Source organism: Nitrososphaerota archaeon (assembly GCA_029785825.1).
GTDB lineage: Archaea > Thermoproteota > Nitrososphaeria > Nitrososphaerales > Gagatemarchaeaceae > UBA183.
In genome coordinates, this window is the sequence record JAFLYY010000005.1 from 1 (window position 1) to 20,822 (window position 20,822).

19 protein-coding genes are annotated in these 20,822 nt (G+C 59.5%); 8 read left to right on the forward strand and 11 right to left on the reverse strand.

The genetic code is table 11. The features are described from left to right. Positions 1 to 332: 332 nt before the first annotated feature. The 4 genes from JRN21_10580 (at position 333) to JRN21_10595 (ending at position 2,955) form a co-directional block, all read left to right on the forward strand. Entirely contained in the window at positions 333 to 1,448 is a 1,116-nt protein-coding gene (locus tag JRN21_10580; protein ID MDG6989745.1) for a hypothetical protein, read from the forward strand. Further along, entirely contained in the window at positions 1,432 to 2,001 is a 570-nt protein-coding gene (locus JRN21_10585; protein ID MDG6989746.1) for a hypothetical protein, read from the forward strand. The genes JRN21_10580 and JRN21_10585 overlap by 17 nt, the downstream gene beginning before the upstream one ends. A gap of 76 nt (positions 2,002 to 2,077) precedes the next feature. Next, a complete protein-coding gene (locus JRN21_10590; GenBank protein ID MDG6989747.1) occupies positions 2,078 to 2,551 on the forward strand; it encodes a hypothetical protein in 474 nt (157 codons plus the stop codon). 71 nt (positions 2,552 to 2,622) lie between these two features. Next, complete coding sequence (locus tag JRN21_10595; GenBank protein MDG6989748.1) at positions 2,623 to 2,955, forward strand: hypothetical protein; 333 nt, start codon at positions 2,623 to 2,625, stop codon at positions 2,953 to 2,955. Between the two features lie 27 nt (positions 2,956 to 2,982). Here the strand turns inward: JRN21_10595 and JRN21_10600 are convergent, their stop codons facing one another. The 4 genes from JRN21_10600 to JRN21_10615 form a co-directional block, all read right to left on the reverse strand. Further along, the gene (locus tag JRN21_10600; GenBank protein ID MDG6989749.1) at positions 2,983 to 3,288 is read right to left on the reverse strand and encodes a hypothetical protein; all 306 of its coding nucleotides are present in this window, start codon (positions 3,286 to 3,288) and stop codon (positions 2,983 to 2,985) included. Beyond that, positions 3,239 to 4,801, reverse strand: a complete 1,563-nt coding sequence (locus JRN21_10605) for an alkaline phosphatase family protein (GenBank protein ID MDG6989750.1) — start codon at positions 4,799 to 4,801, stop codon at positions 3,239 to 3,241. The genes JRN21_10600 and JRN21_10605 overlap by 50 nt, the downstream gene beginning before the upstream one ends. Before the next feature lie 53 nt (positions 4,802 to 4,854). Then, positions 4,855 to 5,691 carry a stage II sporulation protein M gene (locus tag JRN21_10610; GenBank protein ID MDG6989751.1) on the reverse strand — a complete coding sequence of 279 codons (837 nt, stop codon included), beginning with the start codon at positions 5,689 to 5,691 and terminating at the stop codon, positions 4,855 to 4,857. Between the two features lie 95 nt (positions 5,692 to 5,786). After that, positions 5,787 to 6,137, reverse strand: coding sequence for a tRNA-binding protein (locus JRN21_10615; GenBank protein ID MDG6989752.1), 351 nt, complete (start codon positions 6,135 to 6,137; stop codon positions 5,787 to 5,789). Positions 6,138 to 6,276: 139 nt separating this feature from the next. On the opposite strand from JRN21_10615, the gene JRN21_10620 reads away from it, so the two are divergent. Then, positions 6,277 to 7,431 (forward strand): aminopeptidase P family protein, encoded by a 1,155-nt coding sequence (locus JRN21_10620; GenBank protein MDG6989753.1) that lies wholly within the window; start codon positions 6,277 to 6,279, stop codon positions 7,429 to 7,431. Positions 7,432 to 7,438: 7 nt separating this feature from the next. On the opposite strand, the gene JRN21_10625 is transcribed toward JRN21_10620, so the two are convergent. From JRN21_10625 to JRN21_10650, 6 genes are all read right to left on the reverse strand, one after another. After that, positions 7,439 to 8,785 (reverse strand): hypothetical protein, encoded by a 1,347-nt coding sequence (locus JRN21_10625; protein ID MDG6989754.1) that lies wholly within the window; start codon positions 8,783 to 8,785, stop codon positions 7,439 to 7,441. 232 nt (positions 8,786 to 9,017) lie between these two features. After that, on the reverse strand, positions 9,018 to 9,932 hold the full coding sequence (locus JRN21_10630) for an ABC transporter ATP-binding protein (GenBank protein MDG6989755.1): 915 nt from the start codon (positions 9,930 to 9,932) through the stop codon (positions 9,018 to 9,020). A gap of 80 nt (positions 9,933 to 10,012) precedes the next feature. Beyond that, a complete protein-coding gene (locus JRN21_10635) occupies positions 10,013 to 10,954 on the reverse strand; it encodes an ABC transporter ATP-binding protein (GenBank protein MDG6989756.1) in 942 nt (313 codons plus the stop codon). A gap of 1 nt (position 10,955) precedes the next feature. Next, positions 10,956 to 11,783, reverse strand: coding sequence for an ABC transporter permease (locus JRN21_10640; protein MDG6989757.1), 828 nt, complete (start codon positions 11,781 to 11,783; stop codon positions 10,956 to 10,958). After that, the gene (locus JRN21_10645; protein MDG6989758.1) at positions 11,780 to 12,661 is read right to left on the reverse strand and encodes an ABC transporter permease; all 882 of its coding nucleotides are present in this window, start codon (positions 12,659 to 12,661) and stop codon (positions 11,780 to 11,782) included. The genes JRN21_10640 and JRN21_10645 overlap by 4 nt, the downstream gene beginning before the upstream one ends. Positions 12,662 to 12,863: 202 nt before the next feature. Continuing rightward, a complete protein-coding gene (locus tag JRN21_10650; GenBank protein MDG6989759.1) occupies positions 12,864 to 14,939 on the reverse strand; it encodes a beta-galactosidase in 2,076 nt (691 codons plus the stop codon). 101 nt (positions 14,940 to 15,040) lie between these two features. On the opposite strand from JRN21_10650, the gene JRN21_10655 reads away from it, so the two are divergent. Continuing rightward, a complete protein-coding gene (locus JRN21_10655) occupies positions 15,041 to 16,204 on the forward strand; it encodes an MFS transporter (protein MDG6989760.1) in 1,164 nt (387 codons plus the stop codon). Positions 16,205 to 16,271: 67 nt separating this feature from the next. On the opposite strand, the gene JRN21_10660 is transcribed toward JRN21_10655, so the two are convergent. Beyond that, positions 16,272 to 18,125, reverse strand: a complete 1,854-nt coding sequence (locus JRN21_10660; GenBank protein MDG6989761.1) for a hypothetical protein — start codon at positions 18,123 to 18,125, stop codon at positions 16,272 to 16,274. A 409-nt stretch (positions 18,126 to 18,534) separates the two neighbouring features. Between JRN21_10660 and JRN21_10665 the strand changes: the two genes are divergently transcribed. Together JRN21_10665 and JRN21_10670 are read left to right on the forward strand one after the other, a co-directional pair. After that, positions 18,535 to 20,109, forward strand: a complete 1,575-nt coding sequence (locus tag JRN21_10665) for a hypothetical protein (protein ID MDG6989762.1) — start codon at positions 18,535 to 18,537, stop codon at positions 20,107 to 20,109. 93 nt (positions 20,110 to 20,202) lie between these two features. Further along, a partial coding sequence (locus tag JRN21_10670; GenBank protein MDG6989763.1) for an aspartate aminotransferase family protein occupies positions 20,203 to 20,822 on the forward strand: 620 nt, incomplete at its 3' end.

The window sequence follows — 20,822 nt, forward strand, 5'->3', positions numbered from 1 at the left end:
ACGTGACGGTTGTGATCCTCTTCTTCGTCCCGGCGCTCATGGCCATGGCGGCCAGGTACAACTGGTGGCCGTCGAAGCTGGGGAGAAGGCAGGTCGAGTCATAGCGGGAGGGGAGCCGCGCCCCGACCCCCCTGCAAGCCTGCTCTGCCGAGCCTGGCCTTCCTCGTCTGGTCCGTCACTGCCTCAGTCCCCTCTGCGAGCTCGTGGGCATTCTAGATGAGAAAGGGGAAGCGTCTCAAGAGTCGGAACAAAGAATCAAGAAGAACCTCAGAGGTTAAGTAATGCTCCCGCCATGTTTATCCCGCGAATGCGTGAAGGTTAGTGCGTAGGGAATGCCTAGAGCACAAGACTTCTTAGTCCCCGATGGGCATTACTCGCGCGAGACCTTTCAGCAGAAGCTCGTGGAAGTCGCCCCGAAGCTCTTTCCTCACTCCAAGAAAAGGAAGTGGATTAAGGTTCATGGCATTCGAACATATGAAGATGGGTGGAAGGAGAAACTAGAGCCATACCTCGAAAGGAAGCTTGGAGATGTGTGGCAGATATCTGTCCCACTTCCCAATCTGAGGCGCATAGGTCAGAAGACAACCGTGGACTTCTACGTCACAAGCTACACGCCGAGGCTTCTTCTCTTCTATTCTGCCTCGACAAGTTGGGAGTATGAGCGCACTCTCAGAAAAGTGGTCAACGTTACACCTGGATTCGGGCAGATGTGGATAAGGCCGAAGACGTTCGAGGATATGGTAGCACATTTTGTAGATGTGTTCGACCCAGTGGTCGAAGAGTTCAGGGCAAGGAGATATGGGGATGAAACTCTTCCCGCGAGAATCAGACCTCGTATGAATCGTCAAGTTCATTGGACTGCATCGGATTCTTTCGAGACCCTCAAGGAACTAAAGGAACTCTATGGCGTAAGACCATACTCTACGACGATGCGACTTCGCAAGGGCATCATTCAAATGACTGATGATGGAATGATGGTGATAACTCGCATCAACTCGGAGATGTTCGAAGCCGTAGATGAGGCGCTTTCCTTTGTCGAAGAAGAAGAGACGAGGATGACATCTGACTCGCAACAGGTGAGATTCCAGATTGAGCGGACGAAGGCTCAACAAGGAACTATCGCGGTTCCGATGCTCGCTTCGGGGCAAATCCTCCTCGGCGAAGCTGAACTAGGCAAGGACAGCGTGGAAAGAATAAGGGACAACTACAGCTCGCGTTTCGAGTTTGTCAACTCGCACGAGAGAGAGGGCTCGTTCAGCTGGGTGGCGACTGCCAAGGACAAAGACAAAGACTCCTTGTTCGGCATAAGTGCAGACGCCCGGGCTATGTTCCTCGTTCCTAGAGTTCACGTGACATTTGAGAGCTTCCTAGACTTCTACAAAGCTGTCCTCAACGAGGTTGATCCGACAGCCACCTTCCAGTTGATGGGAAATGGCTCTAAGCGATGACGGCTTTCTAAGAACCGTCATCCACGAAGATCTCAGGAAACGCTACCTCAAGGACGAGAAAAATGAGGAACGGCGGGTTAGGAGCGAGTACCGGAAGGGCAGGAAAGGGAACGTAGAACGATACACGCTTGCAATTGAGAGGCAGGACGAGCACGATGATCTTGTGAATCTGTGCGTCCATCCCTTTATCGAGACGGCGTTCATGCCGACAAAACTCGGCTACAACTTCCTGAGGGCAGACCCACTCCTAGAGTTGGGCGTCCGAAACTTCGACTTTCTAGTCTACAAAGCGGACGCGAAGAGACCCATCGCAATCTTTGGCGAGGTAAAGACCTCTATCACGAACTCCGCCGAACTAGTGCGGGAACTGAAAGAAAAGAGGGGGGTTGTAGAGTCGAACTTGGGGTATGTCAAAAAGGACTATCTGAAGTCAAGCCAAGATCCTCTTCTTGAAGTCGTCCTGGCTGTCCCGAGTCGTAGTTCGATCGAAGCATACAACGCAATCTCCAATAGCAATGAACCCATAATACTAATGGCTCCCTCAGCTTTATGACAGCAGCCTCAAACTCGGACAGCCGCCCGAAGGACAACCGCAACGGGCGAGGATGTCGCATCATGATGACAGACTGATGAGGGCGTTGAGCAGTCCGGTTCCTTCCAGCGCGACGGCTTTTGACTTCTTTCCACAGAGCCATACCGTCAGGAAGCTGAAAGCGTTGCTCTCCTGTTCACATACGACGCCTCAAGGGCTGATAGTGCCAAACTCGAAGCTTTCTTTATTTCTCAAGTTCCAACTCTTCTATCTGGACGACAACCAAAGGAACGCAGAGGTGGCTCGCATTACCCAAGAGGCTGAAAGAATAGGGTTCGCTACAAGAATTCTCGATAAGCCAGAGTTGAAGATTCTTTCGACTCGGAAGAAAATCCCGAGTCTTGAACGAGACCTAGACAGAATGTGGATTGAGGCCGGACTCAAAGGAGACCGAGAGAGAGACATTCAGGAAGCGATAAAGAAACTTCGAGCTGACATCCTGAAAGAACAAGAGAAGCGCCCCTCAATTCTGAGCTATGTCAAGAGGTCTGATGAGAAGGGGCAACGCTAACCTTGCCGTGCAGAGTCAACAGAACCTGCGGTCAGCAATCTTTTAGTACGAAAGACGCTTCGGACGCCGCTGTGAGCGACTGGAACAGGAACATCGTCCAGATACGTGACTCCGTCGCGCAGCTGCGCGCACAGATCGAGGCCTACGAGCCCAAGGACAGGCTCGACACGGTCAGCAAGGTGACCGAGTGCCTCAACTTCATGCGGCAGACCAACGCCGGCTGGATCTCGTTCCTGGGGAACGCCACCCTGGTGAACGGCCTCGACGAGGAGTCGCTCAAAGACATCTTCGCTCGGTTCAGGAGGATGGCCCTGGAGCGGATGGACAACGACATCGACTGCATCAACAGGTACATGCTGAACCTCGTCCCGCCTTCTTCGGACGCGCCGTCCGGGGGCCAGTAGCACAGCCGCCCTCGCAGGGGCCCAGGGTCAGTATTCCTGCGGTCCGTCTTCCGGCCACTCGTCGTCTCCCTTGTCGCGGCCTTCGGCTGCGCGGGGCTCCTGTCCGCCCTCCGCCCCCGGGGGCGCCGTGTCGGGCCCGCGGGCCACCCTGGCGAGCTCCTCCGGGTCGATCCACCCGTACCTGCAGGCCCCGTTGACGTCCATTGGGAGCTTCATGGACGGGAGGCCGCAGGTGTGGACGTGGACCAGCCTGCGGTCCAGGTGCTCAACCGGTAGGCCGCACTTATGCCACTTGCCCTCCTTGTCGAAGTGGCCCTTGTTGCAGAGTTCCAAGATGGGCGCGCCCGCGGGCCGCCGGGATAAGACGCGTTCCCCGCCCTCGGGCTCTCCGGGGAGGGGGGGTCCCTGAAGGTGCTCCACGGGCCGGACCCCTGCGCCCCCTGAACGCGCGGAGGTAGCCCAGGGCCAGGACAAGGGCGGCGGCCGCCAGCGCCGCCCCCGCGAAGAGCAGGGTCTCGTAGAAAGGCGTCACTGTCGAGTTGGAGCCGACGTAGTCCGGCGCCCCCAGGGACGCGAGCGTCCCGCCGTAGGACCCCTCGCGCTGGTAGGGGAGGGCGGCCAGGGGTATCTGGAGGGGGGCCGGGTAGGAGCTGCCGTTCTGCAGGACCACCGGCGCCCTGAGGACCCCGCCCCCGGGGTAGCTCTGGTTGAAGTCGAACATGTCCAGCGGGAGCCCCGAGGCGGCGACGAACGGGTTCAGGGCCGGGAGGCGCCAGTTGTAGTCCACGAAGGCCAGGAGGGACGCGTGGTTCATCACCGTGTCAGAGACGTAGTTCTCCTTGGCGTAGGGGGAGATGACGAACATGGGGACACGGAAGCCCAGCTGGACCCCGTCGACCACCGGCGGCGGGACCTGGTCGTAGTACCCGCCCCCCTCGTCGTAGGTGACGAAGATCGCGGTGGAGTTCCAGTAGGGGCTCGCCATCACCCGGTCGACCACCCCCAGGAGCCACCCCTCCCCGGCCGTGACGTTCCCCGAGGGGTGCTGGTCGTAGACCCCGGACCCGGCCCCCCCTCCCACGGGCATCACCCAGGACACCGAGGGGAGGGTCCCCCCGGCCAGGGCCGCGTCGAAGGCAGACCAGGAGCGGACCTGCGAGGAATAGGCCCCGAAGCCGCTGAAGTAGCCGAGCGGGAAGTCCCCCGCCGAGGGGTTGAGCACGTAGTATCCCCAGCTCACCCCGTGGCTGGCCAGCTCGGCGAAGATGGACTGGCTGGCGGGGATGTATGGCGGAGGGCCGCTGTCCCCGGTCAGACCGGCCCCGTACCCCGCCAGGGAGTAGAGGCGGTTCGGGTCCGTCTTGCAGAGGCAGCTCGAGAAGTAGCTCCCGGCCACGGCGTACTCCTCCGCCCAGTCCCACTCCACCGCCAGCTGGGCCGGGCCGAAGTACGTCATCGACTGGCTCCCGTAGGCGGCGAAGCCGTTCATCTTCCCGCCGTTGAAGTCCTGCCGGTACACCCCCTCGTTGGGGTCCACCGTGGAGTAGGTCCCGTTGGGGACCTGGGACAGGGCCCTGGCCATGGCCGGGGGCGCGCCCAGGACGTCCTCGGGGGCCTGCAGGGAAGAGGCCAGGGGGCCCGGGTCGGAGCTGTTCATGGTCGGGTAGAGCCCGAATATGTTGTCGAAGCTGTGGTTCTCCATCATCACGGTCACCACGTGCTTGATCGGCGTGGAAGTCCCTCCCCCGGTCGCGCCGACGGGGAGCGCCCCCGCCGCGGCCTGGAGGGCGAGCAGCGACAGCACCAGGGAGACCGAAAGGACCCTGCGCAGCCCAGCCCCCGGCACGCCCGCTTCCCTGCGCGGCAGATTATATCGGTTCATGGCCGCGTAGCCGCCAGCTACGGGTCCTGCTCCTTCTCCCCTTCGGCCGCCGGGGGAGGCCCTGCGGGGTGGGACTCCATGTACGCCCGCTCGAAGGCCTTCGCGCGCGGGTCCTCGGGGCGGCCCGCAGCGCCGGTCCACACGCTCGGCGCGTCCGCGGCGCCCTCGCCTGGCGCCGGGAGCAAGCCCTCGGCCGTCCCATGCTTCCTGGCCCGCCTCCTCGCGAAGACCCAGAGCCCGGCCAGGGCCGGGGTGGTGGGGAGCCAGAGGACCAGCCCCAGCAGCGGCGAGTAGGTGGTGGTGGTCTCCATGGTCGCGGCGAGCAGCAGGACCCCGACAACCCCCGCCCCCTCAAGGGCGAGGACCCTCATCTCCCGGCGGAGCCTGTTCCCCCTCCAGGCGACGACCACCATCACCCCCGCCCCGGCCGCTATGGCGTAGGCCGAGAGCTCGATGAAGGAGTAGGGGAAGGCGAAGAGGAAGAGGGCCGTGGGCCCCGGGAGCCCCTGGGCGGCCACCAGGGCCTGGGCGACGAGCCCGGTGGTGTACATCGAGAAGGCCAGGAGGAAGGCCCCCAGCAGCGGGACCATCTCCCCCAGGGCCAGGGCCAGGTTGTGGGTGAAGATCAGGTAGACCTCCGAGGCGAAGCCCGCGGACCTCAGGGGGGCGAACTGGGTCCCCGCCTGCTGGGTCAGGTTCTGCTGGGTCGAAGGGGAGATCGGGGTCAGCAGCCCGGCCACGAAGAGGGCGAGCTCCACCAGGAAGACGGCCAGGACCACCGTGACGCGCCTCTTGTCGAACAGCTCCTCCAGCACCCCCCTCTGCGACGCGGGGGGCCGCTCCTGGTCTGACATGGACGGGCGGAGGACCCCCAGCCGGTTAATGAACCTGAGGCGGCCCCGGAGAGCCGGCGGCAGGCTCGACCAGGCAGGGAGCATCAGGGAGAGCGTCAGGCGAGCCTGGTCCCGTTGGGGACGGCCCGCTCCGGCTTCGCGAGCACGACCCCCTGCGGGAGGACGAAGCCTGTGACGAGCACCTCTGAGATGAAGTCGGCCACCTGTTTGGGCCCGAAGCCGGTGACGCAGAGGACCTGGGCGCCGAGCAGCTCCTCCTTCTTGTAGAGCGCCGTCAGCTGGGCGCTCGACCTCTTCACCCCCAGGGGACCCAGGTCGACCCAGATCTTGTACGCCGGCTTCCTCGCCTCGGGGAACTCCTCGACCTTCACTATCGTGCCGGCCCGCAGCCCCACCGCTTCGAAGTCGGCCCATCCGATGCGCTTCGCCCCCTCGGGTTGGACCATCTGCCCCTGCTGCCCTGGATTGCTGAAGAAGGTTTCGGCCTGAAGGGACGCAACCGGCTCGTCGTGCTGAGCGGCCGCGACCGCTCCGCCGAACCTCGGCGCTCTTCAAGGATTTAACCCGCCAGCGCACCCGGCCCGCGTGGAACGCGACACACCCCCGGGCAGGAGGCGCCTGTTCGCCGCCGCGCTCGAGAGGATGGACGCCGACTGCGCCCTGATATCGAACCCCAAGCACATATTCTACCTTTCCGGGGCAGACACCAACACCCATCCCTGGCAGATACTGATGAAAGGCCCGCGCCTCACCTCGTTCCTCGCTGTGGACCGGACAGGCGGGGGGTCGCTGCTCCTGGGGACCTCTGACGACGTAGCCGGGGAGATCCCCGGGGTCGCGCGCCGGGCCTACAGGGACTACGACCTGCAGGACACGATGGTGATCTACGGGGACAGGCTGGCCGAGGAGCTCCGCCGTTGGTTCGGGGAGAAGTTCGGTCGGGCAAAGCGCATAGCTGTCGAGGACTGGCACCTCCCCCAGGCTTACTCCGCGGCGATCGGGCGCGCGGCACCGGGAGCCGAGCTTGTAGGAGCCTCGCGGGCCCTGCTCGGGATGCGCGCGTCGAAGGGGGAAGACGAAGTCCGATCGGTGCGCTCTGCGACCGCGATGGTGGAGTCCGGGTTCGCCGCGGCGAAGGCGTCCGCGATCGAGGGGGCGACGGAGCTCGAGGTCTACGCCGAAGTGGACCGCGACGCTTTCAGGAGGCACGGGCACGCGGCGTGGATAAACGGAGACTTCGCAGCCGGCGAAGGGTCCCTGGCCGGCGGGGGGCCGCCCACGCGGAGGAGGCTGGCCAGGGGGGACACGATCATACTCGACCTCCACGCCGCCTCGGGCAACTACTGGTCAGACCTCTGCAGGACGTTCGTGGTCGGCGCTCCGCCTTCCCCTGAGCAGGAGGGCGCCCTCCAGGCGCTGGCTAGGGCGAAGGAGGCGGGGGAGAGGCTCCTGCTCCCCGGGACGAAGGGGAGGGACGTGTACGAGGCGGTGTCTGCAGCCCTCGAGAAGGGGGGGTTCGGGGTGCTCCCCCACCACGCGGGCCACGGGGTCGGCCTCGACGACCAGGAACCGCCGTGGTTCATCCCTGGGGAGGAGAGGGAGCTGCAGGAGGGCGCCGTAGTCGTGCTCGAGCCTGGGGTCTACTCCCCGAAGCCCGGAGGGATGAGGATCGAGGACATCTACGTCGTGAGGGAAGGGGGCCCGGAGAAGCTTTCGAGCTCCCCCCTCGGGCTCTCCTGACGCCCGCTCAGGTGTAATGCTTCGCCATCTCAGAGAAGGACCTGTCCGCGAACACGTCCTTCATCAGCCCGCTGGCCTGTCCCTCCGACTTCGTCCACGGGTCCATCATAAGGAGCTCCAGCAGCTTGTCCCTGTCCCCCTTTTGGTACGCCTCGAGCTCTGTCTCCACGGGTGCGACCCTGTCCCTGAGTATGTATCCGACGAGGTTGGAGGGGAGGCCTGACGACCTCTGCCCCTGGACCCCGTGGCTAGTGACAAGACACGGGACTTCCACATCGAAGTTGTCCGGCACGCCTGGCAAGGACCCGTTCGTATTCAAGACGTTCAGAGGCAGGACCCGCGGGATGTCGCGCATCACTGATTCGATGAAGGGCACAGTGAACTGCCTTGACTTCTCCGGAAGGATGACGTCTGAGATAGGCGCGCTGAGATTAAGCAGCTTGTCGAGTTCGGAGCCGCGGCTGTCAAGGTCGCCCAGTTCGCGCCTCCACCACCACTCGGGATCTTCGCCCCACCTCTTCTCTTTTTCCGTGTCTTCGTGGTACCACCAAGGCCACGAACCTCCGCCGGGAGTGCAGGTGTCACCTATGGGAAAGACGCCGAACCTGTCGTACAGGTCTAATGCGACGGGGCCGAGCTTGGTGCTGGGAGTCTGGCTGCGCCAGTAACGCTTTCCATTTTTCCGGATCCAGGAATCGATGACAGGGAGAGCGTCTTCTCCGTCGCTGTAGTAGCGGGTCAGCCAAACGAAGTGGTTGACACCAGGCATCTCGAAGCTGATCTTGCCAGGGTCCAACCCGAACACTTCTGACATGGTGTATATCGACCTAGGCCCCTCGCACATCCCGACGAAATTCAGCTTGGGGTACTTCCTACGAAGGTACGTCGTCGCTGCAAGGACAGGATTGGCCAGCTGAATGTACCAAGCATTGGGACAGACCTCGAGCACGTCCTCGACAATCGACTCGAAGAGCCTGAACTGGTAGAAGTTGATCCAGAAGCCTTCGTCGTGCATCACGTGGTAACTCCCTCCGAACCTGTAACCTCGCTTCCGCGCCATGTCCCAGACTTTCGTGTATCCCTTGTGCCCGACGACGAGCGCCAAGTTGATCACGAAGTCCGCGTCCTGCAGAGACCTCCTTCTCTCGGTCGTTTTCTCCAGTTTGAGGTCGATTTTCATCTCCTTGGCGTACCTCGACGCCAGGGTGTGTACCGCGTCCAGCCTTTTCTGGTCGATGTCCATGAAGCTGATCGTGCTCCCCGCGAGCGAAGGAGTGAGACAGATGTCCTTCACGAGCTCGAGAGAGAAGTTGGTGCTGCCGGCCCCTACTACGCTAATCCTGGCGCCTTGCAATGGATTTGTCTCGGAACTTTGGTATTAATTACTTTCTTGCGCCTCGATCGAGTCAGGAGAAGGGCTCGCGATGACAGAGAAGTCAGCCCCTCCTGTTCGGTCCAAGGACGGACAGGGCATGATGCGTCACGTGCCATCTACCCGAATCCCCATGGCGCAGGAGGTCTGCTCCCTATGAATCGTCCGACAGCCGAAGTCTGCATCCGACGCGCGCTGACCTAGAAGAGCCTGGTTAGTGACTCCGACTTCCTGACCTCGATTCCTGTAGAGGGTGATAGCATGCAGCTGCGTGCGATCCGTCGAGAGTGGTCATCGCGGGGGGCGTGACTGTGCATTCATCAGTGGCATACGGACATCGCGGATGGAAGTGGCATCCTCGAGGCAGGCTCATCGAAGACTCCAACTCCTCGCGCTCTGGGAGTTCCAGCAGCTGCCCTGGCCTCTTCAAGTCGAATATGCTGTCGAGAAGCAGCATTGTGTAAGGGTGAGCCGGCCTGTCGAGCACTTGCCCGGAGGCACCTGCTTCGATTATCTTTCCGAGATACATTATCACCATCTTATCACAGATGAACTTCGCCGAAGCGAGGTCGTGAGTTATGTACATGTATGAGATGCCTTCGTCCTTCTTGAGCCTCATGAGCAGGTTCAATATTCCTGCCCTGATTGACATGTCAAGCATAGAGACGGGCTCGTCGAGGATTACGAACTTCGGATGTACCGCGAGGGCCCGAGCTATGCTGAGGCGTTGCCGCATTCCGCCGCTCAGTTCTCGTGGATATTTCTCCAAGATCGACCTGTCCAGTTCGACTAGGTCGAGTAACTCCGCCACATCCGAGTCCGACGGCGCTTTGCCTCCGCCTCGGTGCAATCTCAATGGAACCTCGAGGGTCTTCCTGACATTGTGCCTTGGGAACAACGACTCGTACGGGTCTTGAAACACCAACTGCACTTCGCTTCTGAAATTGAACAACGACTTGGCGGAGAGGCTCTTCATTTCTCGACCCTTGTAGAACACTCGTCCTCTTGTAGGATTTTCAAGCCTTGTGAGGACCTTCGCTATGGTGGACTTCCCTGACCCCGTCTCGCCGACTACCCCTACTGTCTCATCGTCGAATATGTCAAGAGAGAAGTCGTCAACTGCCCGCACTTCCTGGTGAGTAAGTGCCCCTCTTCGATACGTCACAGAGACATGGTCTAGCTGAAACAGAGGGGTACGCTCCATGAGACTCACTGGACACGAGGGTGATAGCATGCAGCTGCGTGCGATCCGTCGAGAGTGGTCATCGCGGGGGGCGTGACTGTGCATTCATCAGTGGCATACGGACATCGCGGATGGAAGTGGCATCCTCGAGGCAGGCTCGCGAGAGATGGAGGATATCCCTTGATCACGCGTAACGAACTCCGCTTTTCATAGAGGCTAGGAATCGATTCCAGAAGAAGACCCGTGTATGGATGTAGCGGACGCCGGACCACCTCCTCGGCACCTCCTATCTCTATGGTCCGTCCGCCATACATGATCATGATCTCGTCGCACACCTCAGACAAGAGTGAGAGGTCGTGGGATATCACGAGCATTGATGTCCCATGCTCTCGGCTGAGGCGTTTCATCAGGATGAGTATCTGGCGCTGAGTCACGACGTCCAGGGCCGTTGTAGGCTCGTCTGCTATCAAGAGCTGGGGCCTGAGTTCCATCGCCATGGCTATCGCAACTCTTTGCTTCATGCCACCACTAAGCTCGTGGGGATAAGCTTTCTTGTACTTCGGGTCGATCCTCACTGCTCTGAGCAGGTCATCCATGGTCCTGTTCAAGTCCCGCGTGCTGATGTTTGTGTGCGCGCGAATCGCCTCTGCCATCTGCGACTGTACCTTGTGGACTGGATCGAAAGCGTTCATGGCGCTCTGGAAGACAATCGACGCCTTCCTCCATCTGAGGTCCCTGAGAGACGCCCCGTCCAAGCCAATCACTTCTTGCCCTCCCACATAGACCTCGCCGGAGACTGTGTTCGGCGGTTCAAGGAGTTTCAGCATGGCCAGCGCGAGAGAGGACTTTCCGCACCCAGACTCGCCCGCAAGCCCCATGATCTTTCCCTTCTCGATGCTGAAGTTGACGTTGTCTACTGCTGTGACGGCACCTGACCTCGTGGCGTATTTGGCTGTAAGTCCTCGCACTTCAACGGTGGCCAGTTATCTCTTCAACTCCTAACCCGATCATCATGAAGCCTGTCCCAAGCGCGCCTATCGCCAACCCTGGCGATAGAATCCACCACCAGGCGTTGTAGTAGAAAGCCGACTGCTGAGCCCAGTACAGGATTTCGCCCCAACTGACTATGCTCGTCACGCCAACCCCGATGAAGTCGAGAGTCGCCTCAGCCACAATGGCTGCCGTTACCGTAAGGACCGCATTGGCAAGGACCACTGGCAGGATGTCAGGGAGGATGTAGGAAAACAGGATCTCCCTGGTGCCGACTCCCGTCACCTTCGCCGCGTGCACGTAAGTTCTGTTCTTCCTGGTCAACACCTCCGACCTTACGGTTCGTGCGATGAAGGGCCAAGCAGTAATCGCTATGATGAAGATCACAGTCGTCTCGCTTGGACCCAAGTAGACCGCCAGGAGTATCATCAATGCCAAGGGTGGAATGATCAGCATTATGTCAGTGAGCCTCATCATGACCTCTCCGACGATCCCTCCGAAGTAGCCTGCGACTAGACCAACAAGGGTACCGATCAGCGTGGCAGCGGTAGCGGAGACTACCCCAACGGTCAGGGAAATCCTTGACCCCCAGACCAGTTCCGCGAGGACGCTCCGCCCCCAGTTGTCCGTCCCCAGCGGGAAACGGAGACTTGGCGGAAGGTAAGCAAGGTCCAACGCCGGCTGCACAGGGTTCGAGACCACAAAGGGACCGAAGATGGCGATCAGAACGAATGTGGCTGTGATGACAGTGCCGGAAAGGAGCTTCTTGTTAGAAAACGCGTTTGTGATATCACTAGATTTGATCATGGCTTCGCCCTTGGGTCTATGTATCCGTAAAGCACGTCGGCGACGAAGTTCATCAGGATGACAGCGACGGATATCACAAGGAATGTACCCTGTATCAACGGATAATCGTGCGAAGTGACTGCTTGGTATATCAAGTAACCCACCCCGGGATAGGAAAAGACGATTTCGATGCCTATGGCGCCACTGACTACGAGCCCAAGGTTCATGCTGAGGAGAGAGAAGACCGGGAGCATAGCATTCCTTGCGATGTGGTTCAAGACGATCCTGAAGTCACTGACACCCTTGGCCCTCTCGAGGATAACAAAATCCTCCCGCATCACGTTTATCATGTTGTTCCTCATCAAGAGGAAATAACCGGAGAAGTTGGCGAGGACGAGCGCGAGGATAGGCAAGACAGCATGTAACCCCGCGGATGACAGGAATGACAGAACACCGGTAGAGCTAGTCGAGAACGCGCCGAAGACCGGAAAAATCCTGAACTCTATCCCAAAGAACCAAAGCAGGAACAGCCCAATCCAGAAAGCCGGGAAGGTGTAAATGACTATTGCACCGACAAGGGATGAGTTGTCGAAGAGCGAGCGGGATCTCATAGAAGCCGCAATCCCCAGGAGAGTCCCCAAAATCCAAGAGACGAACACTGCGGACCCAACGAGAAACAGGGTCCACGGAAGCCTCTGAAGTATGATTGAGAGCACCGAGCTTGGATAGAACGAATATGACACCCCAAGATTCGGCGGCCAGCTGAACACCCCGAGCAGATACTTCTCGAACTGCACATAGACGGGCTGGTCGAGCCCGAACTTTATGGTGAGCTGCGCCGCGACGACCTGAGGAAGCCTCGCGTTCGACGCAAGAATCTGTGCCGGACTTTCCGGCAACAGCCGAGGGAGCACGAAATTGAGCACTAACACTACGAAAAAAGTAACTAAGCTTCCAATCGCCCGCGACACCAAGTACCGCGCGTTTACCAACTATCGCAGCAAGGCCGTTCGTCGCGGTTCTCTGTATAAACATTCTCGGACGATTCCTATCAACAGCAACACCACAGATTTCGGCATCAGGAGTCGGTGTGACAGTGACCTAGTCGTCCACATGGAACAGGCGGACGTCATGCGGAGGGAGGACGATCTTGCCTTCTGCTCCACATTCGGTACCTGAAAGCACTTCCCTCACCCTCCCCTTCGCGGCGTAAGAGAGGCGGCGCTCTGTCGACCCATGATTCATCACGAACACTGTTGTTCGACCGCCATTGGTGCGTTCCACAACCTCCACCCCGGTCCCGCCCCTGAATTCCATGCGCCGCCCATCATTCACCTTCAATCCAAGCATAGAATAGAAATCCGAATCCGGGAATCCGCCTACGGTCAGCGCCCTCCCCTTCCCATATCGATGAAGTATCATCGCGGGCGCTCCTTTGAGGAGCGGGTGGTCGTGTACCCCCATGGTCGCCGCGCCCTTTACAGGAGACAGCTCTTCAATCCATCCTGAGCACTTGATTTGTGAGCGGCTCCCGGTCAGCGGGTTCCGAGAAACGCGTATGGTCGTCTCCTTCTCCCCCAGGGGAAGCCTGGAGTATCGTCCTAGGTTGAAGCCGAGCACGTTTGTGAGGATTCCGGGGGGCGATTCGGCCATGACCCTGTTGTATTCGTCCTTGACGAACGACCTTGCCGTGCAGACTATGAAACCGCCCGAGGCAACATACGACTTGATCTTCGAAGCCAGCCGCCTGTCGAAGAGATACATGAACGGCGCGACCACCAGGGAGAACTGCTTCAGGTCCGCATCTGGACCTATGACTTGCGGCACCACACCCGCGTTCCACAGGCCGCGGTACGAAGCAAACAGCTGCTGCATGTAACTTACAGGATGATAGCCGCTTTCAATCACGTCAGAAGCCCACAACGAGTCAAAGCTCATGATGACAGCAACCGACGACTGGAGCCGCGAACCCAGGACTGCGCCGCTGAGCGGACCCAACTCCCTACCTATCTTCTGCATCTCGCGATACCTGTCGTTCGGCTCCCCGTCGTGCCCAAGGACCCCGTGCCAGTACTGTTCCTTCCCTCGAGTGTTCGTACGCCAGTTGAAGAACAGGTTCGCCCTTGACCCGTGGGCGACGGCTTGGTAGAACCAGTCCCTCATCTCACCCTGCTCTGGCAGCAGCCCAATCATCGTGGTATGGACCCCCTCCGGCGAAGGGACCGTATGTCCGTCCGTTTGACCGGCCTGGAGCTCGGTCACGTAGAAGCTCCCCGACTTCGAGGAGCCGCGCGCGACAGCGAACTGCATGGCGTTCCAAGCTGGGTCCGTCCGGTCTGATCGCCCCTTCGGATACAGGTCCAACGAGACGAAGTCCATGAATCGACCCAACTCGAAGGAGTCGACCTCGACAAACGAACTTAGCTGCATCCTGTTAGTGGTGACAAACTTCCCGGGGCTGACATTCTTGACCGCGTTAACTTGCAGCGCCAGGTATCTTTCGAACGAGACCGACCTGAAACGGACCCACTCGATGGCCAGGCTCCTGTTCCAGGCGTCATAGGGAGGAGACGGCGGCGATATCTCGTCCCAACTACCATACCTGTGGCTCCAGAACGAAGCCCCCCAGATTTCGTTGAGATTGTCGATGTCAGCGTACTTCTCTGCGAGATGTCGCCTGAACTGGGCGATACAGCTGGCACAGTAACAGTACTTCCAAGGCGGCGATTCCCCCCAACGCGCTTCGTTGTCGATCTGGTATCCAATGACTGCATCCTCGCGGCTGAAAGTTGAACTCAGAGCTGATACGATCTCTTTGGTGTACGCCTGGTACGTCGGACTGTTGGGACAATATTCGTGCCATTTTCCATATTCTGACTTCACACCGTGGCTGTCCACCAGGAGGACGTCCGGATGCTTGGCCACGAGCCAAGGCGGAGGGGAAGCTGTAGGCGTCCCAATGATGGTTTGGATCCCCGCCTCTTTCAGCATCTTGACCGCGTTCTCCAGCCACGAGAACTCGTATCGACCTTCCTCGGGCTCCAAGTCTGACCACGCGAACTCCCCCATCCTCACGACGTTTGAGCCTGAGCGTTTCAATAGTTTGACGTCGACCGGGAGTCGGTCACGCGCCCAGTGCTCAGGATAAAACGCGGCGCCTAGGCCGATCTCGTGCATCTTTGAACAACGGCTGTCTCGAGTTATATAACTCGTTCACCGAAGTCGTAAGACTTGAGAAGCCGGGGGCTGGCATTGAAGCCGATGATGCAGCGACCGACATGAAAGTTGTCATAGGCAGCGTCTCGGCCCTTGTGGCTTCATTCACCTACCAGTTCGCAGGAGCCATGTTCACCTTGCTCGCCCCGCTCTACTTCGTCATAGGGCTTCATCTTTCCCCTACCGAGATCGGGATAGAGTTCACAGTCCTCGGGCTCGGGACCCTGATTTTCGAGCCTCTGTGGGGGATTCTGACAGACCGGGTCCCGAATTCGGTGCTGCGACCAACAATCGCGGTGTCGTCGTCTGCAGCCTTCGTCGCGCTCGCGTCGTCCAGGAGTTTTCTGACCATAGCAGGGGTCGTGTTGGCGATTGGCGGGCTCGTCGCAGGGATGGCTGTCGTTCAGAGGTCAGAAGCCACCAAGGGCGTCGAGGGGCACCGCAGAGGAGGCACGCTCGGAGTTCTTGGTTCGGTGGTGTCTGCCTCGCGGATCGCCGGCATCTTGGCCGGGGGGTTCGTCTTCAGCGAACTCGGCTTCGTGCTGGGGTTCTACATCGCCGCAACGTTGGCTGCAGTCTCGTCGCTCCCCATGCTAGTCTCTCCTCTCCGGCAAACTGACAACCTGATGAAGGCAAAAGAGAAGCTGGACGACCGGCGCCCACTGCCGAAGCTGAAGGTTCTGTCCGGGAGCGCCATAGCTATCGGCGCATTCGTCGGCCAGACGGTGATGACCTCGTTGATAGTCATCGTGATGGCAAGAAGCCCCGTCTCTGCAACCCCTCTTGAGATCGCTGCCATGCTGGCGACATACAACCTGAGCGTGATGATCTTCCAACCGATAATCGGCTTCGTTGGGATGCGCAGGGCTGACTCCTGGATCGCTGCCGGACTTTGCGTCGGGATGGTCGCCTATGCGACCCTCGTCTTCGCTCGGTCTCCGATGCTGTTTTACGTCTCCGCTTTGACGGGAGGTCTCGCTTTCTCCGCGCTCACTCCGTTGAACCTGGCCAGTTTCATCTCCCTGGGCGGGAAATCGAGGGAAGGGACGATGATCGGAGCATATGGAGCGGCGGAAGACGTAGGGGTGACTATAGGACCCTTCGTCTTCGGATTCCTGCTAGGGTCCGCTGGCGTGACAAGCGCATACCTCTCAGTCGTCGCAATCTATGCCATAGTGTTCGCGTTCTTCGTCTGCTCAAGACTCTTGCGGAGCAGCAACAGCTAATCCGATTTGTCCGTCTCCGCTGTCGCGGACCGCCACTCGCACCGGATGCCTAGCTCAGCGCTGAATTCTAAGCAGCCTTGGGGCCTTCGCTTGCTTTCGCGCGCCGCCGCCGCGAGTAGACATAGGTGGTCGATACCGCTGCAATCAGGAGCACTACGACCGCAGCTGTCAGGAGCCCATACGAGCCAGCTATCCCACTGCCGGAAGTGCTCTGGCTTGTCGTGGACGTGAGGGTGATGGTCTGAGTTTGAGGCGCGTGAATCGTGGCTAGAGCGGTCCAGTTGAGCACACCAGACCCTATGTCGAAGTACCCATTCGTGGGCCAGCCGGTGAATGTGCTGTTGTACGCCCAGATTGTCTGCGGATAGTCCAGCGTCAGGTACGGGACGTATACGTTTGTGAGATTCTCGAGCTGGTAGGCGTATGGCCTGACATTGGCCGGAGTGGAGTACTGACTCATCGTCCCATACGTCTGGTCATAGAGCGCGGTAGCCTGAGGCGTCCCCATCCAGTAGGGCTGGGTGACGGCGAACGTGGCAGATGGGGGCACCTTGGGCGCCAGCGCGAACACAGGCACCGGATAGAAGCCACCAGTCCAAGTGTACAGGACCATCTGGTTGCCCATCGGCCCCGCATGAAGATCCTGCTTCAAAGTTGGGACCTGAACCGTCTGATACGTCGTGGGTATCCCTGCGCTTGTGAGGGTCAGGCTCAGGGCCTCAGCAGACAGGACGTCGTTTGAGTTCGGGCCGTCAGTGATGATAGTGAGCGTCAGCGGCTGTCCGTTGGGCTGATACCACTTCCCGCCACTCAGGGTATAGCCTGCACTCTTCAGTAACTGGGTCGCTTCAGACATGCTGTTAACATACGGCTGCAAGGACGGGTTGGTGTAATAGTTCCCCGGCGGATACGCGCTGGCGCCACCAGGAGAAGCGAAGCCGTTCCAGCCTTCGTCCACGATGGCGGTGTAGTTGACCATGTGCGCCAGGGCGAGCCTGAAGTTCAGATTGTTGAACGGTACGCTGGAAGAGTTCCACAGAAGAAGCGTCGGATACTGGTAGGATTCCTTGATGAGTTTTATCGAGGGCGTCGATGAGAAGGCACCCACGTCGCTGGTCGCGATCTGCCCCACGTCTGCGGCGCCGGTCTTCAGCAGAAGGGGAGCGGATGAAGAAGCGGTTGTCAGTGCAATCTGAAGCGTCTTGATAGCGGGTACGCCTCCCCAATAGTATGGGTTGGCGAGCATCGTTATGGTCCCTTGGCCCGATTGGTAGTTCGAGACGTAGTACGGCCCGTCCACGACATCAGTCCCGAAGTTCCTGAACGAAGACACGTTCTCGTTCTTCCATATGTGATATGGAAGGACAGGCCACGTCGTCTGGGACATGAGGTAGGTTCCAAACTGGGCGGTGGAGCTGTTGAGGACCACTTGCATGTCACTCGCGTTGCGGGCAGTCATCGACACGACGTTCGGCGCCCATGAGAATGGGTAATTGGCCGGCTGGAGAGCTACGCCCAATGTGTATATCAGATCGCTTGCGTTTATCGGCACGCCATCCGACCACTTCGCTCCAGGTCTTACGTTGAAGTTCCAGACCGTGTAGTTCGAGTTGGAAGAGTACGAATTGACAAGCGACTGCTGAGGGTTCACGGAGCCGTTCGGGTTCAGCGCACCGAAGAATGCGTATTCTAACTGGATGACCCACCAGTCAGGCCATGTCGCACCGAAGGGATTCAGCGTGGTCAGGGTCCCAGCGAATGTCATCTTGAGGGTCCCGTTTGAAGCCGGAGATGATTGCGCGTTCACGACCCCAGGCGAAACCAAGGTCACGTTGCCGAGAAAGGTGATTGTTCCGAGAGCCAGAAGAGAACAGACCAGTGCGACCTTCAGGAAATTGCCCAAAGACTTCCCTTGGGACATCGTACGTCGTTTCCGGCGTGGCGAATATATGTCTTTTAGGGGTCATAGGAGCTTGCACGGCCCAGGCGTGTAGCTCAGAGACTTGGTTCGAGCGCTCCTACGTCGATTAAGAGGTCCGTGAAGTCTTCTGACCAGACGGGCTGGCACGGTTCAGGAATCCATCCATATGCCGAACGGAGCGGATGAGAGCGGGACCGGCAGGACCTCCGCGAGAAGCGGAGCTTCTTGGGACCCCTTTCACCGCGGCTGGTGGCTCGATGGATCTGTCCTACGAATCAGTCGTACGGGCACAAGAATCTTCGCGCAAGGCGTCGACCTTGCGCCTCCATGGTTCGTAGCGCGATTCAGAAGACGCACTGGCTGGGGCCAGCTGCAGGCTTAAAGACCTAGAGATTATCTGTCCGCCTGAATGGATTCGTTCGCATCTCACAAGGTCAAACTTGACTCTTCGGGCAGGCTGAAGCCGTGGCTTGGTCCGGAGTCGCGGGCGTACGACCGCGTCATGAAGCTGGCGTGGGATTTCATCAGAAAGGTGCCTGTGGAAGATAACGGCTTGAGGTCTTATCTTTCCTACCCTACGTTCTCAAGCGATCCACCGCACAGGGGCAAGGCGTGGCCGCACAACCCCGCTGGGCTGTACTCGATGTTCGTCGATTCCCTAGTCAGGTACTACCCATATTCAGCGGAAGAAGACCTCGTCGGTCTGGTGGGGGAGATGCTAGACTACACGCTAGCCCACGGATTGACCCCCAAGGACTGGGTCTGGGCGGGGGTCCCGTTCGCGAGCAGCGACTCGGGGGCGAGGGAGTACCAGGGAGCGGACGAAGCCGCTTACACAATAAAGCCGCCGCCGCGCAACTACATACACGAGCTCAGGCCGGGGACGGGTGACGGGATCGGCGTCATCGAGCCAGACAAAGTCAGCGAGTTCGGCCGGGCGCTGGTCCAGTATTATAGCGTCACAGACAAGCGGGAGTATCTGGAAGCCGCTGAACGCATGGCGGACGCTTTGCTGAAGAACGTCCGTCCATCCTCTTACGACAGACCCCCATGGCCTTTCAGGGCGTTTGGCTGGAACGGAAAACCTCGAGAAGAATACACGTCGAACATGGTTGCCCATCTGAAGTTCTTCGATGAACTTACGAAGGTGAGCCACAGCAAGCGGTACGGCAAGGCGAAGAAAGAAGCCTGGTCCTGGCTGGTAAGCTACCCGCTCAAATCGAACAAATGGAAGGGATACTTCGAGGACATCATGCTGGATCCGATGAACCAGAACAGGGAACAGTACTCTGCACTTGAGACTGCAAGATACCTGCTCGAACAGCGCGAAGCGCTCGACGCGGATTGGAAAGAGCACGCAAAGAAGATACTGGACTGGGTAGAACTCACGTTCGGGGAAGAAAGGTGGGGCGCAGTATTCGTCAACGAGCAACTCTGGTCGTTCTGCCCCATGCCGAGTCACACCGCCAGGTTCGCGTCTGTTTGCGCAATGTGGTACGAAGCCACAGGGGACAAAAGCTACCGAGAGAAAGCGCTACGGAGCTTGAACGCGTCGACCTACTTCGTCGGTGCCGATGGAATGGTCGACACCTTCCCACAGCAGATTGTAGACGGAGACGAGACGATAACAAGGCCGGGGGACCCATGGTTCTCCGACGGATATGCAGACTACATCAGGAATGTGGCGGCCACCATCGGAGCAATCCCCGAACTGGCACCGTCTGGAGAGGATCACCTGCTGAGGTCGACTTCGGTCGTGAAGCGGATTTCATATGCCAGCCAGAAGGTGGAATACGAGACTTGCGACCTCGAAGCGCGCGAAGTACTTTCGTTGTCTTTCAAACCAGCGGTGATCTCCATCGACGGGAAGCCAGTCAAAGGCGCTAGCCGAAACGCAAGAGCGAAGTGGTCTGCGACGGGTCGCGGAGGGGTCTTATGCCTGTGGCACACGGGCAGGAAGGTCTCGATCTTGGGACAAGATTGAACGAGCTTACAGACTTAATACCAGAAGCTACCGTACCAACCTAGAGAATTGGGCGAGACGAACAAAGAGGTAGAGCACCTCTTCCTCGATTTCATGCAGATGAAAGACTTCGCGAAGGACCCGCTCGTGATGAAGAGCGCGCAGGGGGTCTGGTACGAAGACGTCCACGGCAAGAGATACCTCGACGGGCTCTCTGGTGTCTTCGTGGTCAACGTGGGCCACGGGAACAGGAGGGTGATCGACGCGATGAAGCAGCAGCTCGACGAGCTGGCGTTCGCGCCCCCCCTCCACGCCACCAACATGCGCGCCATAGAGCTGGCAGCCCTCCTGGCCAAGGTGACCCCCGGGGACCTGCACACGTTCAAGCTCCTCAGCGGCGGCTCCGAGGCGACAGAATCGGCGATGAAGCTCGCGCGTCAGTACCACAGGCAGACGGGCCACCCGCAGAAGTACAAGGTGGTCTCCAGGTACGAGGGGTACCACGGCGCGACGCTGGGCGCGCTGGCGGCGTCCGGGGTGACGAAGAGGAGGTCGACCTTCGAGCCCCTCCCTGGGGGGTACGTCCACGTCTTCCCGCCCACCTGCTACAGGTGCCCCTACGGGCTGAAGTATCCCGAGTGCGGCGTGCTGTGCGCCAGCATAGTCGAGAGCGTGATAAAGCAGGAGGACCCGGCGACGGTCTCTTCGCTCATAGTGGAGCCCATCGGGAACAC

Coding starts and splice junctions, on each gene's coding strand:
- JRN21_10580 (MDG6989745.1), top strand. CDS start 333: ATGCCTAGAGCACAAGACTTCTTAGTCCCCGATGGGCATTACTCGCGC.
- JRN21_10585 (MDG6989746.1), top strand. CDS start 1,432: ATGGCTCTAAGCGATGACGGCTTTCTAAGAACCGTCATCCACGAAGAT.
- JRN21_10590 (MDG6989747.1), top strand. CDS start 2,078: ATGAGGGCGTTGAGCAGTCCGGTTCCTTCCAGCGCGACGGCTTTTGAC.
- JRN21_10610 (MDG6989751.1), bottom strand. CDS start 5,691: ATGTCAGACCAGGAGCGGCCCCCCGCGTCGCAGAGGGGGGTGCTGGAG.
- JRN21_10615 (MDG6989752.1), bottom strand. CDS start 6,137: ATGGTCCAACCCGAGGGGGCGAAGCGCATCGGATGGGCCGACTTCGAA.
- JRN21_10640 (MDG6989757.1), bottom strand. CDS start 11,783: ATGATCAAATCTAGTGATATCACAAACGCGTTTTCTAACAAGAAGCTC.
- JRN21_10650 (MDG6989759.1), bottom strand. CDS start 14,939: ATGCACGAGATCGGCCTAGGCGCCGCGTTTTATCCTGAGCACTGGGCG.
- JRN21_10655 (MDG6989760.1), top strand. CDS start 15,041: ATGAAAGTTGTCATAGGCAGCGTCTCGGCCCTTGTGGCTTCATTCACC.
- JRN21_10660 (MDG6989761.1), bottom strand. CDS start 18,125: ATGTCCCAAGGGAAGTCTTTGGGCAATTTCCTGAAGGTCGCACTGGTC.
- JRN21_10665 (MDG6989762.1), top strand. CDS start 18,535: ATGGATTCGTTCGCATCTCACAAGGTCAAACTTGACTCTTCGGGCAGG.